Here is a 16,579-nt window from a genome sequence, read left to right on the forward strand (position 1 = left end):
GGGCAAGAACCGGTGCCCCCACCACGGGACCGGCCCACGACCGGCAGGGAGCACGAACCCCATGATCAAGATCGTCCGCGGCGAGCCGACCGCCGAGGAGCTGGCCGCGATCGTCACCGTCATCGCCGCGAAGGCGTCCGGCGGCGGCACCCCCGCGCCCGCACCGGCGCCTTCCGAGTGGAACTCCCCCGCGCGCCTGGTACGCACGCCGCTGCACCCCGGCCCGGGCGCGTGGCAGGCCAGCGGCTGGGCCCGCTGAGGCCGAGCCGCACAGTTGCATCGCGCCCGGCGTCCGCGCCAAGGGGCGTCCCGATCGCCGCGTGCGGGGTGGATGCGCCCTCGTCTGGACACCATTGGGACTCAGGTGGCCTGAGGTGTCCTGAGGGTGGGCTCAGGTGAATTGAGTACACGTACTCAAGAGCGCGGCTGCCCCTCGGTCGGACCATGGACGGCATGCGCCGCATACGTGAGGAACCGCCGGAGGAACTGCGACGAGCAGTGGACCAGCTGCGCCGCGTCGTCTTCCTGCTGCCGGTCCTGATCATCCTCGTGGTGGCCCTGCTGGCGACGTGGTGAGGACCCGGGCCATGAGAGTGGACCCCTGACAGTCGCCCTCTGACAACCGACTCGTGACAGCCGACTCGTGACCGACCCGGGTGCCATCGAACCGAGGGCCGCAGACACGGGCACGAACTCGCGGGTGCCGCGCCTGCCTGAGCCGGGCTTGCCGGAGCCGCGCATGCCTGAGCCGGGCTCTCGGGCCGAACTCTCGGAAGCCGCGGACGCGGCGTCCGTGCGCCTCGGGCGGGGGCACTACCGTTGTGGACCATGTCCGAGCGCACACCGACCCGCCGCCTGATCCTCGCCTCCGCCTCCCCCGCGCGCCTCAACCTGCTGCGCGACGCCGGCCTCGTCCCCGAGGTACGGGTGAGCGGCGTCGACGAGGACGCCCTCACCGCCGCGACCCCCGCCGAACTCGCCCTGGTCCTCGCCGAGGCCAAGGCGCGCGTCGTCGCGGACGCGTGCGCGGACGGCGAGCTGGTGATCGGCTGCGACTCCGTCCTCGAACTCGACGGGCAGGCGCTGGGCAAGCCCGCGTCCCCCGAGGAGGCGACCGCCCGCTGGCACGCCATGCGGGGGCGGTCCGGTGTCCTGCGTACCGGGCACTGCGTGATCGACACGCTGAAGGGCCGCCAGGCCTCGGCGACCGCGTCGACCGTGGTGCGCTTCGGGACGCCGAGCGACGCCGAGGTTGCGGCGTACGTCGCGTCCGGCGAACCGCTGCACGTGGCCGGGGCGTTCACCCTCGACGGGCGGTCGGCGCCCTTCGTCGACGGCATCGACGGGGACCCGGGCAACGTCATCGGCCTCTCGCTGCCGCTGCTGCGTACGCTCCTCGCCGACCTGGACACCGCCATCACCGACCTGTGGGGCTGACCGGGCCGACCGGCGGGTGAGGGGTATCCCTCACCCGCGTTTCCGGGCTATCCGGATCACGTGGGGACGGCCGCGCAGGCGACGGAAGACCAGTTGGCCCTGGTAGCGTCCTTCGCCCGGCTCAACGCCATCCGACGACCTCGACCCTCGGGACGGAACCCCCATGTCCGCACCCGGCCGGACACGGCCGCAGCAGACGGAAGCCACCACGCCGGCACCACCGCGACACCGAGAACGCCGAGAACAGCGCGAACAGTACGTACCGCACGAACACCAGGAACACCGCGCGGTTCCGCCGCGCCCGCCGCTGAGCGCGCCCGCGCCGCTGCTCGACACGACACTGGACCAACTGCGTACGCTCGTCGCCGTGCACGCGACCGGCACCGCACTCGCGGCGGCCCGCCTGCTCGACCGCGAGCAGTCCAGCGTGCAGAAGCAACTCGACACCCTCAACCGGAACTTCCGCGCGATGTGCGGTGAGCCGCTGGTGGTCAAGCAAGGCCGGGGGCGCGACGTCCTGTTCACCGGAACCGGTGAGGCGCTGGTCGACATGGCGCACACGACTTTGGGCGACTGGGCGGAGCGCATACGCGACTGCCGCAACCGCGTCGACGGGACGCTGACCGTCGGCACGACGCGCTACACGCTGGGCCTGATGGCCGACGCGTGCGCCGACATCGCGGACGAACTCCAGCAGCGCGGCGTGGAGTTGAAGGTCGAGCATGTGCGCACCCGCAACTTCCTGGAGCGACTGCGGGCCAAGGAGATCGACCTGGTGTGCGGCAGTGTCGTCGCGCGCGTCGGTGCGGAGGCCGCGCCCGAGGACTGCGAGGTCATGGAACTGGCCCGGGACGACCTCCACTTGCTGACCAACCTGCCGGCCGACCGGGTGCCCGAGGGGCCCGTACCGGTCGACGCGCTGCCGTCGCTGCCGCTCGCGGTCCCGAGCAGCGGTCTGATCGCCGACTTCCTGCGGACCTGGTTCGGCCCGGGGTACCGGGACCGCCTCACCATCGCGGCGGAGATCGACGCCGTGCCGTTCGGCCTCGAACTGCTCAGCTCACGACTGCCGCTGCACGGCTGCATGCTGGTCACCGAGGGCATCGGCCGGGCGGTGCGCGAGGGCCGGATCCCGGGCGGCGACGGGCTGCGCGCCCTGCCGGTCGTGGACGACCGGGCCGGCCCGGGAGGCGCAACCGAACACGTGGTGGGGATATTCGTCCGAAAAGGCGAGCGGGCCCGGCTCGCGACCGATCATCCGCTCAATCTGCTGTGGCAGGCAATTGCCCGCCGAATTCACACGGACCGGTTTCCGGCGCACGAGTGACGCGCACCGGAAAGATTATCCGGGTGAATGCGACGGGCAATACGCGTGCGATCAGGCGCTGCGGCCCTTGAGGAACGCCATGACGCCCGCGACGACCGCGACCAGCGCGCCGACCAGGACGACGTAGACGCCGAACGACGTGGAGATGTCGAACATCTCCAGCCCCTCGGATATCTCCGCCGACGAGGCGCCCTCCCCTTCGAGCTTCTGCGTCGGCAGGCGCTCGGCGTCGGCCACGTTCAGGATCCCGAAGACCAGCGCGACCAGCGCGGGAACCGCGGCGGCCGCGCTGACCACGGCCTTGCGGGCGACCACACCGCCGACGAAGAGGGCGGCGGCGAGCAGCGCCGCGACGATGACGAACGTGCCGTCGTCGCCCTCGGTCCCCTTGAGCGTCTCGCTCTCGCCCCCGATGCTCAGCTCCACCCAGGCGAGGGCCGAACCGATTGCCGCGAGGACCCCGCCCGCGATACCGACGTACGAAACCGCGGCGTGCGCCCGGCCGATCTGCGGCCCAGCATCCTGGGCATGTTGTGTGCCATAAACCGGTGTTGTCATGGGCAGCGATTCTAGGAGCAGAAAAGCCTTCCCCATAACCCCGGGGAATTAACTTGTCCGAAGGATTTTTCGGCTGTCCCGGAGATTATTTCGGGGGCCGGTGGAAAGCACCTCGGCCAAGGCGCTCCGGCGGGCCGTGCCTCAGTCCTGGGTGCCCGACAGGTCGCCGCGGCGCGGGCCGGGGCCCATGCTCCCGCCGAAGCCATCCGGCGGCGGCGCCTGCCCCGGCTGGTCGGGGATCGCGAAGCCCGTGTTCGGGGCCGGGGTTTGGCCGTAGCCGGGGCCGGAGTGCTCGTACGCCCCCGGTCCCGGGTTGCCCGGCAGCAGCCCCTGGTCGCCGGGGCCGTACGGGCCCGGGCCGTAGGGGTCGGGCGCCGTCGGGTACAACTCCTCGGCCCCCGCGTGCGCGGGCACCGGCGCGGGGCCGTACGGATACGCCCCCACCCCGCTCGGGTCCGGACCGCCGGCCCCCGGCGCCGGACGCCGCAGCGCCGCCCAGATGCTCAGCGGCACCGCCAGCCCGGCCAGGATCAGCAGCGGCACCGGGACGCCGCCGGGCCGCTCGGTGAGCACCTCGACCCACTCGTACTCGGTCCCCGCGGTCTGCAGGTCCGGCCAGACCGGCCCGCACGCCGCGGTCAGCCCCAGCGCGGCCAGCGCGGGTTCGGGGCGCAGTCCGCCGATCACCACGCCGAGGGCGAACGCCCCGGCGCAGCGCACCAGCAGGACGTGCGTCTCGCCGGTGTCCGCCCCGGCGAACTCGGCGGCGACAAGCACGACCGCCGCCAGGCCGATCGCGTACGCCCCGGTCACCCGGGCCGCCACCGCGCCCGCGACGCCGGCGGCGACCAGGCCGACGATCCACGGCACCGACTCGCCCGCGCCGTCGAAGCCGAGGCCCGGGTTGAACGCCGTGCGGTCGAAGCCGAACAGCGCGGCCGGCAGCGCCGCGATGCCGACCGCCATCGCCAGCAGCGACCCGGCGACCGAGCGGACGCCGTCGACCCGGTACGTCAGCCCGGCCGCGACCAGGCAGCCGCCCAGCGCCGCCACCGGCCACAGCGCGACCGCCTTGGGGATGTCGTCGCCGTCCACCAGGGTCCAGACCGCGACGGCGACGCCGACCAGGCCCAGCAGCACGACGCCGAGGAAGGCGCCGCGCGAGGCGCGCGGCCAGCCCTGCCCGGGGCGTACCAGCACCATGCCGGTCGGCAGGAGCAGCAGCACCAGCACGAAGCCGACCAGCGGCAGGGCGGTCTGCCAGACCGCGTCGGCCTTCCACAGCGGGTCGAGCAGGTCCTCGCCGACGACGGTGAACAGGATCGGCAGCGCGGCCGCCAGCGTCGCGGCGAAGGCCGCGTTGAGGGCGACCCGGTGGCGCGGCGGCGCGAGGTGGATCCACAGCACCACGCCGACCAGGATCTGCACCGCGAAGCCGAAGCGCAGCAGGTAGACGACGCCGAGCCAGCGCGGCGGCTGCCCTTCGCCTGCCGCCACCAGGTCGAGCAGCGAGGTCAGCGCGGCGCCGCTCAGACCGACCAGGAGGACGCCCGCGACCGCGCCGCGGCGGTGCACGTACGCGGTGTCCGTAAGCCCCACCCCGCCGATCACCAGCGGGATCGACCACGGCAGCAGGACCGCGGTGAGGTCCCAGATGTCCCACCCGGTCGGGATGCCGCCCGGGGCGACGGGCACGGCGGAGCCGTAGCCCTCCGCGTCCGGTGTCACGGCCGTCTGCGGGCCGCCGACCGAGGCGCCGGTCCGCAGCAGTATCAGCGCCGAGCTGACGGCTATGACCACGAGCAGGGCGCCCGGTATCCACTCCGCCGCCCTGGCCCCCCAGGGCTCCGGCTTGCGAGCGCTGCGCTCGGCCACCGTCGCACCGGTTTCGTACGTTCTGCGCAGCAATCCGCCGCCCACGGCCATCGCCGCTCTCCCAACCCCTGGTGGAAAGTACCTGAAAGCCCGCACGGGTGCGGCAGTTGATGTCTCGGATGATAGGGACGCGGGGGGCGGCGCGGACCCTTCGACGACAAGTTCGCTGCCGAAGCGGGACGTGGCGGCGACAAACCAAGTTGTCGGCGGGTACGCGCGGTCCGGCGAGGTCGCCGGAACGGCCCAACTGCCGCCCGCCATCCGGCGCGAGGGCAACCTCTTTCGAGTGACGCCAACGAGGCTTTTTGCGTCTTCCGACCTAGGCTGACCCGGTGTCTCGTACCCATATGTCGCGCATGGCCGTTGCCATGACCACCGCAGGTACGCTCGTTTGCACGCTGGGCGGCCTCTTGACCATCACAGCGTGCTCGAACGAGGAGCCAGGCCGGCCGTCGGCCCGCTCGGCCACCTCGGCCGCGCCCGCCCCCGAGGAGAAGGACACCACCGTCCAGCCGGCGCTGCCGCACGGGGTGAACGCGAACGCGCTGCCCGGCATGCCGCCGGTACTCGACCCCAACGACCTGTACGCGGCCGACCGGCCGAACCAACTGGTCGACGCGGTGAAGAACTTCCCGTCCCGGGTGTACGTGCCGAACACCGAGTCGGACACCGTCTCGGTCATCGACCCCGCGACGTACCAGGTCGTCGAGACCATCAAGGTCGGCGACCAGCCGCAACACGTCGTGCCCTCGTGGGACCTCAAGACGCTGTGGGTCAACAACGACCTGGGCAACACGCTGACGCCGCTCGACCCGGCCACCGGGAAGACCGGGCCCACGGTCGACGTGCACGACCCGTACAACCTGTACTTCACGCCGGACGGCAAGTACTCGGTGGTCATGGCCTCCGCCGACCACGAGCTGGTGTTCCGGGACGCCCAGACCATGAAGGCGGTCAAGCACCTGCCGGTCGGCTGCGACGGCGTCAACCACGCCGACTTCTCGCCGGACGGCCGCTACTTCATCGTCTCCTGCGAGTTCGACGGCACGCTGCTCAAGGTCGACACCGAGAAGATGGAGATCATCGGCCGCCAGAAGCTGCCCCGGCACCACACGATGCCGCAGGACGTGAAGATCTCCCCGGACGGCCGCACCTGGTACATCGCCGACATGATGAGCCACGGCGTCTGGGTGCTGGACGGCGACGCGTTCACGACGCCCAAACTGGTGAAGACCGGCAGCGGCGCGCACGGCCTCTACATCAGCCGCGACTCCAAGTACATGTACATCTCGAACCGCGGCGAGGGCTCGGTCACCCTGTGGGAGTTCACCCCGGGGGCCGAGAACGGCGGCCGGATCAACACCAAGTGGCACATCCCCGGCGGCGGCTCACCCGACATGGGCGGCGTCTCGGCGGACGGCAAGGTCCTGTGGCTTTCCGGCCGGTACGACTCCGAGGTGTACGCGATCGACACCGCCGACGGCCATCTGCTCGCCCGTATCAAGGTCGGCCGCGGCCCCCACGGCCTGGCCGTCTACCCGCAGCCCGGCCGGTACTCGCTCGGCCACACCGGCATCTTCCGCTGATCCTGCCGACCCTGCCGACCTCTCTCACCCGCGGCCCCACCGACCGCCCGCACACCCGGCTCGCGCCCCGGGCCCGATCCCGCACGCGGGATCGGGCCCGGCCGTGCGTCACGCGCGAGGCACTGCTGCGGTCCAGGTGACGGCACCGGAGTCGGGGTCGGTGCGTACCGCGGTCTCCAGGCGGCGGATGCGCTCGGGGTCGTTGCGCGCGGCACCGCGCGCCCGCCACAGGCGCAACACGCCCTGCAGGCGGGACATGTCCGTACGCCGCACGTCCGCGTCGAAGTCGGAGCGCATCGGCTCGGGCAGGGACCGGCGGATGATGTCGATCATCTTGGGCGCGACAAGCGCTGAAACCATGGCGAACTCCCCTAATGGGTTATTTCGTTCTCCACGCTAACGCCCGAAGATCAACACGGCGTTCCCGGCCGACCAATTTTTTGCGTCGGCCGAACGGCGCATCGGCCGGGCTGCGGGAAAAGGGGCCGGTCGGCGGGACCGCCCCGGGACTCACCCAGGACACACGCGGGACAACCCGCCCCCGGTTCCAGGGGGCCGGAGGCCCGGAGTACTTTGGGACCATCGGCAGCGCCGCCGAAGTCCCGTCACCAGTCAGGTCGACCGGGGCGCCGACCTGTGACGGGGTGGGGCGGCACAGCATCTTCTTGTGCCACTCCCTAGACTCTGCCCAGTTCTAGGAGGGAGCCAGATCGTGCGCAAGGTGCTGATCGCCAATCGCGGGGAGATCGCCGTCCGCGTCGCCCGTGCCTGCAAGGACGCCGGCATCGCCAGTGTCGCCGTCTACGCGGACCCGGACCGCGACGCCGTGCACGTGCGGGTGGCCGACGAGGCCCACGCGCTCGGCGGCAACACTCCGGCGGAGAGCTACCTCGACGTCGCCAAGGTCCTCAAGGCCGCCGCCGACTCCGGTGCCGACGCCGTGCACCCGGGCTACGGCTTCCTTTCGGAGAACGCCGAGTTCGCCCAGGCCGTCATGGACGCCGGACTGAACTGGATCGGCCCGCCCCCGCAGGCCATCCGCGACCTCGGGGACAAGGTCGCCGCCCGGCACATCGCGCAGCGCGCGGGAGCGCCGCTGGTGGCCGGCACCCCCGACCCGGTCTCCGGCTCGGCCGAGGTGGTCGCGTTCGCCGAGGCCAACGGCCTGCCGATCGCCATCAAGGCGGCCTTCGGCGGCGGCGGCCGCGGCCTCAAGGTGGCCCGCACCCTCGAGGAGATCCCCGAGCTGTACGACTCCGCGGTCCGCGAGGCGGTCACCGCCTTCGGCCGCGGCGAGTGCTTCGTGGAGCGCTACCTCGACAAGCCGCGCCACGTCGAGACGCAGTGCCTCGCCGACAAGCACGGCAACGTGGTCGTCGTGTCGACGCGCGACTGCTCGCTCCAGCGCCGCCACCAGAAGCTCGTCGAGGAGGCCCCCGCGCCGTTCCTGTCCGACGAGCAGAACGCCGAGCTGTACCGCGCGTCCAAGGCCATCCTCAAGGAGGCGGGCTACGTCGGCGCCGGCACCTGCGAGTTCCTGGTCGGCCAGGACGGCACCATCTCCTTCCTGGAGGTCAACACCCGCCTCCAGGTCGAGCACCCGGTCACCGAGGAGGTCACCGGCATCGACCTGGTCCGCGAGATGTTCCGCATCGCGGACGGCGAGGAGCTGGGGTACGACGACCCGCCGCTGCGCGGCCACTCCTTCGAGTTCCGCATCAACGGCGAGGACCCGGGCCGCGGCTTCCTGCCCGCGCCCGGCGCCGTCACGGTGTGGAACCCGCCGAGCGGTCCCGGCGTACGCCTGGACTCCGGCGTCGAGCAGGGCTCGGTCATCGGCCAGGCGTTCGACTCGCTGCTCGCCAAGCTGATCGTCACCGGTGCGACCCGGCAGCAGGCGATCCAGCGCGCGGTGCGCGCCCTCACCGAGTTCGAGATCGACGGCATGGCCACCGCGCTGACCTTCCACCGCGTGGTCATGGAGGACCCGGCCTTCACGCCGGAGACGCACGGCAGCGACGGGCCGTTCACGGTCCACACCCGGTGGATCGAAACGGAGTTCGACAACACGATCGCCCCGTTCGTCGGCGGTGGCGCCGGCGACGACGAGCCGACCGAGCGCGAGACCGTCGTGGTCGAGGTCAACGGCAAGCGTGTCGAGGTCACCCTGCCCGCGGGCCTGGGTGCGTCCGGTTCCGCGGCGGCGGGGCCGGCCAAGAAGGCCCCGAAGCGCGGCGGCGCCAAGAAGGCCGGTGCGGCGGCGAGCGGCGACGCCCTCGCGTCGCCGATGCAGGGCACGATCGTCAAGGTCGCCGTCGAGGAGGGCCAGGAGGTCGCCGAGGGCGACCTGATCATCGTCCTCGAGGCGATGAAGATGGAGCAGCCCCTCAACGCCCACCGCGCCGGCACCGTCAAGGGCCTGACCGCCGAGGTCGGCGCCACGGTCACCAGCGGCGCGGTCCTCTGCGAGATCAAGGACTGACGCGGGCGGCGCACAGCGACGACCACGAGCCCCCGACCGCCACGGTCGGGGGCTCGTGCGTGCCCGGCGCCCGGCGTGTCCGGCCGGGTGTGCGCAGCCGGGTGTGCGCAGCCTGGTGTGCTGCCAGGCACGTTCGGCGGGGCGCTACCGTGCCGGGATGACGGCTCCCACCGGGCGACGCCCCCTGCTGTTCCTCGACGTCGACGGCCCGCTGATCCCGTTCGGCCGGACACCGCCCGAGTACACGACGTACGACATGACGGGCGTAGCACCGGACGTGGCCGACCACCCGTTCCTGCCCAGGCTCGACCCCGCGCACGGCGGCATGCTGTCGGCACTGGCCTGCGACCTCGTCTGGGCCACCGCCTGGCAGCACGAGGCGAACACCTACCTCGCGCCGCGGCTCGGCCTGCCCGAACTGCCCGTCGTGGAGTGGTTGGAGGAGTTGGACCTCGACGGCCACGACGAGCGGACCGGGCTGCACTGGAAGACCCGTGCCCTGGTCGCGTACGCGGCCGGACGGCCCTTCGTGTGGGTCGACGACGAGATCACCGGCACCGACACCGCATGGGTGGCCGCACACCACGGGACGCACGCCCTGCTGCACCGCGTCGATTCCCGCGAGGGGCTCTCCCCCGCGGACTACGCCGAACTCGCGGCATGGTTGCGCGACGCACCGGCGACCGAGGCCGCAGACGAGTGCGGTTGAGGCGTACGCGGCGTACGAACTCAGCCCGTCAACACGGCAGTTGCCGCCCTTGGACGCACGGGCGCACAGGCACACGAGTGCATGAGTGCGTAACCGCCCGGAGGGTGGCGGCAGACGGTGGACCGGGGTGTGCCTGATGTTCCTGGATGCGGGGGCGCGGCGCCGGAGGGGAGGCACGGCGGAGGGGTGACGGCCGCTCAGGGCCGACGCGGCCGTCGGGGGCGGGCAGGGCACGGGTCGGGCCTGCCCGGAGGGTGCCTTTCGGGCGGGGGGCGCCCGGTGGACGGCACGGCTGCGGTGATGTTCGGTGGTGGCGCCTCACGGGGGTTCGGGCGGGTCAGGGACGGCGGTCGCGGGCCTCCACGGCGGCGGCGTGGTCCACGCCGAGGAGCCGGTCGCCGTTGATCTCGGAGCGGGCTCCGGGTACCGCGCGCTGCGGCAGTTGGGCGATGTGGATCTGGGCGCCCAGCTCGGACAGCGCGGCCAGTTCCGCGGACGGTGCGTCCTCGTCGGTGACCAGGTGGGTGATGCGCTCCGCGGCCACGGTCTGGAACATCGTGTCGACGCCCATCTTGGTGTGGTCGACGAGCACGACGACTTCGTGTGCCGCCTGGACGAGCGCGCGGTCGACGCTCGCGGACAGCATGTTGGGGGTGGACAGCCCGCGGTCGGCGGTGAGGCCGTTGCCGGACACGAAGGCCCGGCGCACTCGGAGCCCGGACAGGGCCTGCTCGGCACCGCTGCCGACCAGGGCGTACGACGAACCGCGCAGCGTCCCGCCGGTCATGACGACCTCGACGCGATTGGCGTGCGCGAGCACCTGGGCGACCAGGAGCGAATTGGTGACGACGGTGAGGCCGGGGATGCGGGCCAGTCTCCTGGCCAGCTCCTGGGTCGTGGTTCCCGCACCGACGACGATCGCGTCTCCCTCGTCGACGAGCGACACGGCGAGATCGGCGATCGCGGCCTTTTCGGCGGCGGCGAGATGGGTCTTTTGCGAGTAGCTGGGCTCCCTCGCGAGTCCTCCGGGCAGTACCGCACCGCCGTGCCTGCGATCCAGAAGCCCTTCGGCCTCCAGCGCACGCACGTCCCGGCGTACTGTCACCTCGGACGTCTGGACCACCCGGGCGAGCTCCCTGAGGGAGACCGCTCCGTTGGCCCGCACCATTTCCAGAATCAACTGACGACGCTCTGCAGCGAACACGTGACGAAGGTAACGCGACCGACCACCTCTTTTCAGCCGGTTGCATGTCTTACCCAAACTTGTTCACCGAGATGGTGAATCTCCGGGGCATTTAGGGCATGCAACTGCGGCGGTGGCGGGACAATCCACCGAACACCGCTTACGGCCGATACGTATTTTGCCCGCGGGCACCGCTTCTGACCCGCCGTCAGTACATACGCGCGACACTGCCGGGTCATGTCGTGCCCATCCGGGCGCGACACCTGACCGCTCGCAGACGAGTATGCGTGTTTGGCGAGCACAGTCACGCCGGTTCGCGGAAAGCCACCCGATCGAGCGCATCACCGCATCGGAAGGCCCCGGCAGTCGGCCGCGTGCGTCCCCTTTCCGGGGTCACGCCCGCAAACGCCCCCGACTCGACCGGCGAACTCCCGGGCGTGTCACGCCCGGTCGCGTCGGTGGAGACGGCGCGCCGCCTCCGCGAGGGATCCGGAGAGCGACGGGTAGACGGTGAACGCGCTGGAGATCTGATCGACGGTCAGGTGCAGGTCGACGGCCAGCGAAACCGCGTGGATCAACTCGCTCGCGCGCGGCGCGACCACCACACCGCCGACCACAATGCCGGTACCCGGACGGCAGAAGAGCTTCACGAAGCCGTCGTGGATGCCCTGCATCTTCGCGCGCGGGTTACGCGACAGCGGCAGCTTGACGGTGTGCGCGTCGATCTCCCCCGCGTCGATCGCGGCCTGCGAGTAGCCGCAGGTGGCGATCTCGGGGTCGGTGAAGACGTTGGACGCGACGGCCTTGAGGTCCAGCGGCGAGACCGCGTCGCCCAGCATGTGGTACATCGCGATGCGGCCCTGCATCGCGGCCACGGACGCCAGCGCGAACACCCCGGTGCAGTCGCCGGCCGCGTAGACACCGCTGGCCGTCGTACGCGACACGCGGTCCACCCGCACGTGCCCGCTGTCCTTCAGGAACACCCCGGCCTGCTCCAGGCCCATGTCCGCGGTGTTGGGCACCGCGCCGACCGCCATAAGGCAGTGGCTGCCCTCCAGCGTCTGGCCGTCCTGGAGCCGCACGATGACGCTGTCGCCGAGCCGCTCGACGCTCTCCGCGCGAGACCGCGACATGACCCGCATGCCGCGCCGCTTGAAGACGCCCTCCAGCACCTCGGCCGCGTCGGAGTCCTCGCCGGGCAGCACGCGGTCGCGGCTCGACACGAGCGTGACCTTCGAGCCCAGGGCCTGGTACGCGCCGGCGAACTCGGCGCCGGTGACCCCGGAGCCGACCACGATCAGCTCGCGCGGCAGTTCGGTGAGGGCGTACACCTGCTTCCAGTCGAGGATGCGCTCCCCGTCCGGCTCCGCCCCCGGCAACACGCGCGGGGTGGCGCCCGTGGAAATCAGGATCGCGTCCGCGTCCACCGACTGCTCGGTGCCGTCGTCGAACGTCGCCACCACCCGCCGCGGGCCGTCCAGCCGCCCGGCGGCACGCAGCACCTCGACACCGGCGCGGCGCAGCCCGTTGGCGATGTCGACCGACTGCGCCTGGGCGAGTTCGAGCACGCGCTTGTTGACCACGTCGAGGTCCACGCCGACGATCGGCCGGTCGAGCGTGCCGGGCGTGCCGTCGTCGACGTAGATGCCGAGCTCCTGGTGGGAGTCGGCGAAGTTCGTCATCACCTCGGCCGTCGCGATGAGCGTCTTGGACGGCACGCAGTCCGTGAGGACCGCGGCACCGCCCACGCCCTCGCGTTCCACCACGGTCACCTCGGCCCCGAGCTGAGCCGCGACAAGCGCGGCTTCGTACCCTCCCGGGCCGCCACCAACGATCACAATGCGAGTCACGGGTGTCATTCTTCCGCATCCCCGGCGTCCGCGTAGGATGCGGTCCCATGCCCCTCTACGCCGCGTACGCCAGCAACCTCGACGCGCGGCAGATGGCACGGCGCGCCCCCCACTCCCCGCTCCGCGTCACCGGCTGGCTGCCGGGATGGCGCCTGACGTTCGGCGGCGAGCAGCTGGGCTGGGAGGGTTCGCTTGCCACCGTGGTCGAGGACGACATCTCGCAGGTCTTCGTCGCGTTGTACGACCTGACCGACTCAGACGAGGCGGCGCTCGACCGCTGGGAGGGCGAGTCGCTCGGGCTGTACCGCAAGGCCAAGGTCCGCGTCGAGACGTTGTTCGGCGAGGAACTGGCCTGGCTGTACGTGCTCAACGACTACGAGGGCGGGCTGCCCTCGGCGCGCTACCTCGGCATGGTCGCCGACGCCGCGGAGTCCGCGGGCGCGCCCGACGACTACGTCAAGGAGCTGCGGACCAGGCCCTGCCTGTCCGTCGGCCCCTGACCCGGCGCGCAGCGCGCCGCCCCGCCTCCCGGCACGTCCCGGCCCCCGTCGGCTCCGCACGTCGGCCCCGCGCGGCAGCCGGACGCCACCCGGGCATCATCACCGCGCTTTGCGCCCGTGTCCGCGGGCGTGTCCCTACGCGTGTCGAGCGGTTCTCGGCATCGATTGCGACACGATCTCTACGCGCATAGACCCCAAGCGCGACGATCGCCCCACCACCATTTACGCTCACGGTGTGAACGCTTCCGTCAGCAATGACCCGACCGCCGCGGCCAGCGCGGCAGCCCAGCGGCTCCAGGAGATCACCGGAGCGGCGACCCACGACATCGCGCTGGTCATGGGCTCCGGCTGGGTGCCCGCCGCCGACATGCTGGGCACTCCGGACCACGAGTTCGCGGTCACCGACCTGCCCGGCTTCCCCCCGCCGGCGGTCGAGGGACACGCCGGCAAGATCCGCTCGATCACCGTGGGCAACCGCCGCGCACTGGTGTTCCTCGGCCGCACCCACCTGTACGAGGGCCGCGGCGTCGCCGCCGTCGTGCACGGCGTCCGCACCGCCGTCGCGGCGGGCTGCAAGACCGTCGTCCTCACCAACGGCTGCGGCGGGCTGCGCCCGTCCTTCGCGCCCGGGCAGCCGGTGCTGATCTCGGACCACATCAACCTGACCGCGACGTCCCCCATCGTCGGCGCCAACTTCGTCGACCTGACGGACCTGTACTCGCCGCGCCTGCGCGACCTGTGCCGCGAGGTGGAGCCGAGCCTCGAAGAGGGCGTGTACGTCCAATTCCCCGGCCCCCACTACGAGACCCCCGCCGAGATCGGCATGGTCCGGGCCATCGGCGGGCACCTGGTGGGCATGTCCACCACGCTCGAGGCGATCGCCGCCCGCGAGGCCGGTGCCGAGGTGCTCGGCATCTCGCTGGTGACCAACCTCGCCGCGGGCATGACGGGCGAACCGCTCAACCACGAAGAGGTCTTGGAGGCCGGACGCGCGTCGGCGGTGCGCATGGGCCACCTCCTCGCCGAGGTGCTCCCCCGGATCTGACGGCCGATCCGCCGCTGTCGCGGTACGTACGCCCCGAGTCGCAGGCGAGGGCGTGCCCGCGGTGCCGGTGCCCCGGCCGCACTCCGGCCGCGCTGCGGCCCGGGCATCTCGCCGCTCCCCCGGGGACGCGGAGCACGTGGTGCCCGGGTCGGCCGCGACACGGCACGCCGTCGGCCCGCGCCTGGTGCGATCGAGGTCTTCCGGTCGGCACTCTGGTACGACCGGAAGCCCGACCGCTTCCGCTCGTTTCCACTCGTTCCCGCTCGTGAGGAGACCGCTTTGAGTGACGTCGTCGAGACCGCCCGCGCGTGGCTGGCCGAGGACCCCGACCCGGACACCCGCGCCGAACTGCGGGCACTACTCGACGCCGACGACCGCGCCGCGCTGGAGGACCGGTTCGCCGGACTCCTGCAGTTCGGCACCGCCGGGCTGCGCGGCGAGCTGGGCGCCGGGCCGAACCGGATGAACCGCGCGGTGGTGATCCGCGCGGCGGCCGGGCTCGCGGCGTACCTCGACAGAACCTCCGCGGCGGCTTCCGAGGGCGGCGGCGGGACGGCTTCCGCGAACCCCCGGACCGTGGTGATCGGCTTCGACGCCCGCCACAAGTCGGACGTGTTCGCCCGCGACACGGCCGCCGTGATGGAGGCGGCCGGCCTGCACGCGCTGCTGCTCCCCAGGCCGCTGCCCACTCCGGTACTGGCATTCGCGATCCGCCATCTGGGCTGTCTCGCGGGCGTCATGGTCACCGCCAGCCACAACCCGCCGCGCGACAACGGCTACAAGGTGTACCTCGGCGACGGCTCGCAGATCGTGCCGCCCGCCGACGCGGACATCGCGGCGGCCATCGACGCGGTCGGCGCGCTCGCCGACGTACCGATGGCGGACGGCGGGTGGGAGGTGCTCGGCGAGGCGCTGCTCGACGCGTACCTCGACCGCGCGGTGACCGTGGTGCGCCCGGACGGGCCGCGCGACGTGCGCATCGTGCACACCGCCATGCACGGCGTGGGCGGTGCCGTGATGCTGAGCGCGTTCGAGCGCGCGGGCTTCCCGGCCGCCACCGTGGTGGCCGCGCAGGCCGAGCCGGACCCGGACTTCCCGACCGTCGCCTTCCCGAACCCCGAGGAACCCGGCGCGATGGACCTGGCGTTCGAGACCGCCGCGGCGGCGGACGCCGACCTGGTCATCGCCAACGACCCGGACGCGGACCGCTGCGCGGTGGCGGTCCCGGACCCGGCGGCGGAGGGCGGCTGGCGCATGCTGCGCGGCGACGAGGTCGGCGCGCTGCTCGGCGTCGAACTCGCGCGTCGGGCCGCCCAAGCGCCGGGCACCGGCGTGCTCGCGACGACGATCGTGTCGTCGTCGCTGCTCGGCCCGGTCGCCGCGAAGCACGGGCTGCAGTACGTCGAGACGCTGACCGGTTTCAAGTGGCTCGCGCGCGTCCCCGGACTGACGTTCGGGTTCGAGGAGGCGTTGGGCTACTGCGTCGACCCGGAAGGCGTACGCGACAAGGACGGCGTGACCGCCGCGCTCGCCGTCGCCGAACTGGCCGCCGCCGCCAAGCGCGACGGCCGCACGCTCCTCGACCTGCTGGACGGCATCGCGGTCGAGTACGGCCTGCACGCCACCGACCAGTACTCCGTCCGGGTGGAACGCCTCGACCTGATCGCGGAGGGCATGGCCCGGCTGCGCGCCACCCCGCCGACGTCGCTCGGCGGCCTGGCGGTCTCGCAGGTGGACGACCTCGCCGCGGGCTCGGCGGACCTGCCGCCCACCGACGGCCTTCGCTACACCCTCGCGGGCGCCGACGACGTGGCGTCGGCGCGCATCGTGGTCCGGCCCAGCGGCACCGAGCCCAAGCTCAAGAGCTATCTCCAGGTCGTCGTCCCGGTGCACAGCCAGGTCTCCGAGGCCCGCACGGTCGCCGCGGCGACTCTGGCCGCCCTCAAGCGGGACCTGGCGGCGGCCCTCGGGATGTGACCCGCGCATACCGGTGAATCCCCGGGGTGGCGGGCGGTGTTCGAACACCG

General features: G+C 72.3%; 15 protein-coding genes. 10 read left to right on the forward strand and 5 right to left on the reverse strand.

Annotated features, from left to right (window positions below; all coding sequences use genetic code 11):
- Positions 1-61 precede the first annotated feature (61 nt).
- From AB0C36_RS39490 to AB0C36_RS39505, 4 genes are all read left to right on the forward strand, one after another.
- The gene (locus AB0C36_RS39490) at positions 62-259 is read left to right on the forward strand and encodes an acyl-CoA carboxylase subunit epsilon (RefSeq protein WP_358363744.1); all 198 of its coding nucleotides are present in this window, start codon (positions 62-64) and stop codon (positions 257-259) included.
- Positions 260-453: 194 nt separating this feature from the next.
- A complete protein-coding gene (locus AB0C36_RS39495; RefSeq protein ID WP_358363745.1) occupies positions 454-576 on the forward strand; it encodes a hypothetical protein in 123 nt (40 codons plus the stop codon).
- A 252-nt stretch (positions 577-828) separates the two neighbouring features.
- Entirely contained in the window at positions 829-1,437 is a 609-nt protein-coding gene (locus AB0C36_RS39500; RefSeq protein WP_358363747.1) for a Maf family protein, read from the forward strand.
- A 163-nt stretch (positions 1,438-1,600) separates the two neighbouring features.
- The gene (locus AB0C36_RS39505; RefSeq protein WP_358363748.1) at positions 1,601-2,764 is read left to right on the forward strand and encodes a LysR family transcriptional regulator; all 1,164 of its coding nucleotides are present in this window, start codon (positions 1,601-1,603) and stop codon (positions 2,762-2,764) included.
- A gap of 51 nt (positions 2,765-2,815) precedes the next feature.
- Here the strand turns inward: AB0C36_RS39505 and AB0C36_RS39510 are convergent, their stop codons facing one another.
- Positions 2,816-3,322: a hypothetical protein gene (locus AB0C36_RS39510; RefSeq protein ID WP_358363750.1), complete on the reverse strand. Its 507-nt coding sequence runs from the start codon at positions 3,320-3,322 to the stop codon at positions 2,816-2,818.
- Between the two features lie 141 nt (positions 3,323-3,463).
- A complete protein-coding gene (locus AB0C36_RS39515; protein ID WP_358363752.1) occupies positions 3,464-5,248 on the reverse strand; it encodes a hypothetical protein in 1,785 nt (594 codons plus the stop codon).
- A 317-nt stretch (positions 5,249-5,565) separates the two neighbouring features.
- On the opposite strand from AB0C36_RS39515, the gene AB0C36_RS39520 reads away from it, so the two are divergent.
- Positions 5,566-6,783: a YVTN family beta-propeller repeat protein gene (locus AB0C36_RS39520; protein WP_435839209.1), complete on the forward strand. Its 1,218-nt coding sequence runs from the start codon at positions 5,566-5,568 to the stop codon at positions 6,781-6,783.
- Positions 6,784-6,891: 108 nt separating this feature from the next.
- Here the strand turns inward: AB0C36_RS39520 and AB0C36_RS39525 are convergent, their stop codons facing one another.
- Complete coding sequence (locus AB0C36_RS39525) at positions 6,892-7,143, reverse strand: hypothetical protein (protein ID WP_358363754.1); 252 nt, start codon at positions 7,141-7,143, stop codon at positions 6,892-6,894.
- A gap of 352 nt (positions 7,144-7,495) precedes the next feature.
- Here AB0C36_RS39525 and AB0C36_RS39530 point away from each other — a divergent pair, with 352 nt between their 5' ends.
- Positions 7,496-9,265 carry an acetyl/propionyl/methylcrotonyl-CoA carboxylase subunit alpha gene (locus AB0C36_RS39530; RefSeq protein ID WP_358363756.1) on the forward strand — a complete coding sequence of 590 codons (1,770 nt, stop codon included), beginning with the start codon at positions 7,496-7,498 and terminating at the stop codon, positions 9,263-9,265.
- Positions 9,266-9,422: 157 nt separating this feature from the next.
- Entirely contained in the window at positions 9,423-9,974 is a 552-nt protein-coding gene (locus AB0C36_RS39535) for an HAD domain-containing protein (RefSeq protein ID WP_358363757.1), read from the forward strand.
- 337 nt (positions 9,975-10,311) lie between these two features.
- Here AB0C36_RS39535 and AB0C36_RS39540 read toward each other — a convergent pair whose 3' ends face one another.
- Both AB0C36_RS39540 and AB0C36_RS39545 read right to left on the reverse strand, forming a co-directional pair.
- Positions 10,312-11,178 carry a DeoR/GlpR family DNA-binding transcription regulator gene (locus AB0C36_RS39540; protein WP_435839208.1) on the reverse strand — a complete coding sequence of 289 codons (867 nt, stop codon included), beginning with the start codon at positions 11,176-11,178 and terminating at the stop codon, positions 10,312-10,314.
- A gap of 419 nt (positions 11,179-11,597) precedes the next feature.
- Positions 11,598-13,016, reverse strand: coding sequence for an NAD(P)H-quinone dehydrogenase (locus AB0C36_RS39545; protein ID WP_358363759.1), 1,419 nt, complete (start codon positions 13,014-13,016; stop codon positions 11,598-11,600).
- Positions 13,017-13,054: 38 nt separating this feature from the next.
- Between AB0C36_RS39545 and AB0C36_RS39550 the strand changes: the two genes are divergently transcribed.
- The 3 genes from AB0C36_RS39550 (at position 13,055) to AB0C36_RS39560 (ending at position 16,529) form a co-directional block, all read left to right on the forward strand.
- Complete coding sequence (locus tag AB0C36_RS39550) at positions 13,055-13,507, forward strand: gamma-glutamylcyclotransferase family protein (RefSeq protein ID WP_358363761.1); 453 nt, start codon at positions 13,055-13,057, stop codon at positions 13,505-13,507.
- 235 nt (positions 13,508-13,742) lie between these two features.
- A complete protein-coding gene (locus AB0C36_RS39555) occupies positions 13,743-14,552 on the forward strand; it encodes a purine-nucleoside phosphorylase (RefSeq protein WP_358363762.1) in 810 nt (269 codons plus the stop codon).
- A gap of 279 nt (positions 14,553-14,831) precedes the next feature.
- The gene (locus AB0C36_RS39560; protein WP_358363764.1) at positions 14,832-16,529 is read left to right on the forward strand and encodes a phospho-sugar mutase; all 1,698 of its coding nucleotides are present in this window, start codon (positions 14,832-14,834) and stop codon (positions 16,527-16,529) included.
- Positions 16,530-16,579 lie beyond the last annotated feature (50 nt).

It is taken from the genome of Streptodolium elevatio (genome assembly GCF_040649515.1).
In the GTDB taxonomy this organism is placed as follows: domain Bacteria; phylum Actinomycetota; class Actinomycetes; order Streptomycetales; family Streptomycetaceae; genus Yinghuangia; species Yinghuangia elevatio.

Excerpts from the sequence above, each read along its gene's own strand:
- AB0C36_RS39490 (WP_358363744.1), top strand. The coding sequence starts at position 62 with ATGATCAAGATCGTCCGCGGCGAGCCGACCGCCGAGGAGCTGGCCGCG.
- AB0C36_RS39495 (WP_358363745.1), top strand. The coding sequence starts at position 454 with ATGCGCCGCATACGTGAGGAACCGCCGGAGGAACTGCGACGAGCAGTG.
- AB0C36_RS39500 (WP_358363747.1), top strand. The coding sequence starts at position 829 with ATGTCCGAGCGCACACCGACCCGCCGCCTGATCCTCGCCTCCGCCTCC.
- AB0C36_RS39505 (WP_358363748.1), top strand. The coding sequence starts at position 1,601 with ATGTCCGCACCCGGCCGGACACGGCCGCAGCAGACGGAAGCCACCACG.
- AB0C36_RS39510 (WP_358363750.1), bottom strand. The coding sequence starts at position 3,322 with ATGACAACACCGGTTTATGGCACACAACATGCCCAGGATGCTGGGCCG.
- AB0C36_RS39515 (WP_358363752.1), bottom strand. The coding sequence starts at position 5,248 with ATGGCCGTGGGCGGCGGATTGCTGCGCAGAACGTACGAAACCGGTGCG.
- AB0C36_RS39520 (WP_435839209.1), top strand. The coding sequence starts at position 5,566 with ATGACCACCGCAGGTACGCTCGTTTGCACGCTGGGCGGCCTCTTGACC.
- AB0C36_RS39525 (WP_358363754.1), bottom strand. The coding sequence starts at position 7,143 with ATGGTTTCAGCGCTTGTCGCGCCCAAGATGATCGACATCATCCGCCGG.
- AB0C36_RS39535 (WP_358363757.1), top strand. The coding sequence starts at position 9,423 with ATGACGGCTCCCACCGGGCGACGCCCCCTGCTGTTCCTCGACGTCGAC.
- AB0C36_RS39545 (WP_358363759.1), bottom strand. The coding sequence starts at position 13,016 with ATGACACCCGTGACTCGCATTGTGATCGTTGGTGGCGGCCCGGGAGGG.
- AB0C36_RS39550 (WP_358363761.1), top strand. The coding sequence starts at position 13,055 with ATGCCCCTCTACGCCGCGTACGCCAGCAACCTCGACGCGCGGCAGATG.